Origin of the sequence: Alkalibacterium indicireducens (assembly GCF_039522005.1) — a bacterium.
GTDB lineage: Bacteria > Bacillota > Bacilli > Lactobacillales > Carnobacteriaceae_A > Alkalibacterium > Alkalibacterium indicireducens.
Window position 1 is genome coordinate 1 of the sequence record NZ_BAAADA010000122.1, and the last position, 2,720, is coordinate 2,720.

Genomic DNA, 2,720 nt, shown 5'->3' on the forward strand with positions numbered 1-2,720 from the left:
AGTGTTTTTTTGCTTTTCCTTGATATAACAACCATTGTAAGCAATTATTAAAAGAAAGTATTGACACTAACGTAGAAAAGGTGGAGGAATGTTTATGGAAGTAACAGTTAAACAGTTTGTTAGAGAATTTAAACAGCAGTTTCAAAGCATGTATGCCTACAGTTACGAAGAAGGATCAAACGAACAGCTTTACAATGCTTTAGGTCTCCTCGTAAAAAACTACATTTCAAGTTACTGGAAAGAGACTAGAGAAAAGTATATTAAAAACAGTGTCAAACAAGTGTATTATTTTTCTATGGAATTTCTTCCGGGCAGACAATTAAGAAGTAAAGCTTACAACCTGGGGCTTTTAGATGTAATTAAAGAAGGTTTGAGCGAACTGGATTTATCATTTGATCAGCTGGCAGAAGCAGAAGCCGACCCTGCATTAGGTAACGGTGGCTTGGGACGTCTCGCTTCCTGCTTTATGGATTCACTGGCTTCTCTAGGTATGGCAGGTAATGGAAATGGTATTCGTTATCAATATGGCCTGTTCAGACAAAAGTTTGTCGATGGGTACCAGGTTGAACTGCCTGAAAACTGGTTAAGGTACAGAAATGTATGGGAAACGAGAAACGACAAATCTACCTGTATGGTGAGATTCGGTGGGAATGTTTGGCTGGAAGAAAACCATCAGGGGCATCTGGTCCCGCATTATGAGAATACACTGAATGTTCTGGCCGTGCCTTATGATACCCCTATGGTTGGCTATAGAAATGACACAGTTAATAATCTTCGTCTATGGTCAGCTGAAATCCCGGTAGAGGAAGAAGCGAACTATCATACGATTGAAGAAACAGAACCCATCAAGGAAATCACTCAAGTCCTGTATCCAGATGATTCCAACTATGAAGGGCGTCTGCTACGTCTGAAACAGGAATACTTCATGGTATCGGCGGGAGTACAGTCCATTATCAGGCACTTCCGTAAATATAATGTTCCCCGTAAGAACATTCCGGATAAAGTGGCTATCCATATTAATGATACTCACCCTGCATTAGTTGTGCCTGAATTGATGCGTATCCTTATCGATGAAGAACACTTGTCATGGGAACAGGCTTGGGAAATCACATTCAAGACATGCAGCTATACTAACCATACCATCCTTCGTGAAGCACTGGAAAAATGGCCGATCGATATGATGAAAGAGCTGCTGCCTAGAATCTACATGATCATCGAAGAAATCAACAATCGCTTTGTTGAAAATACTATGCCATTATATGGAGAGCGCATCACCTGGCAGACAGCCATTTTGCAGAATGGAGTTGTCAACATGGCTCACCTGGCAGTGATCGGCAGTCACAGTGTGAATGGGGTAGCTAGACTTCATACTGACATTCTCATGAATGATGTGCTGAAAGATTTCTTTGAGTTATATCCTGAACGTTTCAACAATAAAACTAACGGGATTACTCAGCGAAGATGGGTTCACTTAGCCAATCCTGATCTGACTCAACTGATTGACGATAAAATTGGAGAAAACTGGAAGCTTACTCCATCAGAACTGAAAGTATTCAAAGGCTTCGAGAAAGATAAGAAAACATTAAATAAGCTGACGGATGTAAAGCTCAAGAATAAAAAGCGTCTGGCTGATCACATCAAGGAAGTAAAAGGAATTACAGTCGATCCGAATGCTTTGTTCGATGTCCAGATCAAGCGTCTGCATGCTTATAAGCGCCAGCATTTGAATCTGCTTCATATCCTGCACCGCTATCTTGAAATCAAAGAGAACCCATCTGTTGACTACGTTCCTAGAGTCTTCATATTCGGCGCAAAGGCTGCACCAAGCTACCATTATGCGAAGCAGATTATTAAAGTGATCAACTCTCTGGCTGATCTGGTGAACAACGATCCTGATGTCGGCGACAAGCTGAAAATTGTCTTCTTTGAAAATTACGGTGTGTCTCTGGCGGAGAAAATTATTCCGGCTGCAGACATCAGTGAACAGATTTCACTGGCAAGTATGGAAGCGTCAGGAACAAGCAATATGAAACTGATGGCTAACGGGGCTTTAACATTGGCTACATTGGATGGAGCCAACATTGAAATTAGAGACTTTGTCGGAGAGGACAATCTGTTTGTCTTTGGTTTATCCAGTAAAGAAGTATACGAATTGAAAGCAAATCAGTCTTATCGGGCAAGAGAACTTTATGGGTCTGATCAGAAACTCAGGAATGTTCTGGATGCTCTGACTAATGGAACGATTCCGAATCTACAGGATGAAGGCTATGCATTATTTGATTCACTCGTAAACTTTAATGATGAGTACTTTGTATTAAAAGATTTTGCATCTTACGTAGAAGCTCAGAATAAAGTCGATGATCTTTATAAAGATCAGTCTGAGTGGGCACGCAAATCTCTGCTGAATATTGCTTCTTCAGCTCCATTTTCAGCTGACTATACAATTCAGCGCTATGCAGATGATATCTGGAAAGTGAGATCTTGCGTTGTTGAAGATGAAGGGGTCCACCTGGTGGATGAACCCTTGTAGTGAACTACCCACCACTTAAATCCTCCGGATTTTGAAGTGGGGGCTTCCTACGAACTCCATTCTTGTCTGAACAGGTTTCATGCAGACAGAGGAATCGGATATGGGTAGGCTCAAAGGGGCTGGGAAAAAACCAGCTCTTAACAAACAAAAAGAACAATGAAAACCGTCGGTTTTAGATGGTCTTCATTGT

Annotated in this window: 1 protein-coding gene; it reads left to right on the forward strand. The window is 41.2% G+C overall.

Annotated elements, in window-relative coordinates:
- The first annotated feature begins 94 nt into the window (after window positions 1–94).
- A complete protein-coding gene (locus ABFX15_RS07655; RefSeq protein ID WP_346024874.1) occupies window positions 95–2,530 on the forward strand; it encodes a glycogen/starch/alpha-glucan phosphorylase in 2,436 nt (811 codons plus the stop codon).
- Window positions 2,531–2,720 lie beyond the last annotated feature (190 nt).

Bases quoted from the DNA above. Each gene is read 5' to 3' on its own strand.
- ABFX15_RS07655 (WP_346024874.1), top strand. From the start codon at position 95: ATGGAAGTAACAGTTAAACAGTTTGTTAGAGAATTTAAACAGCAGTTT.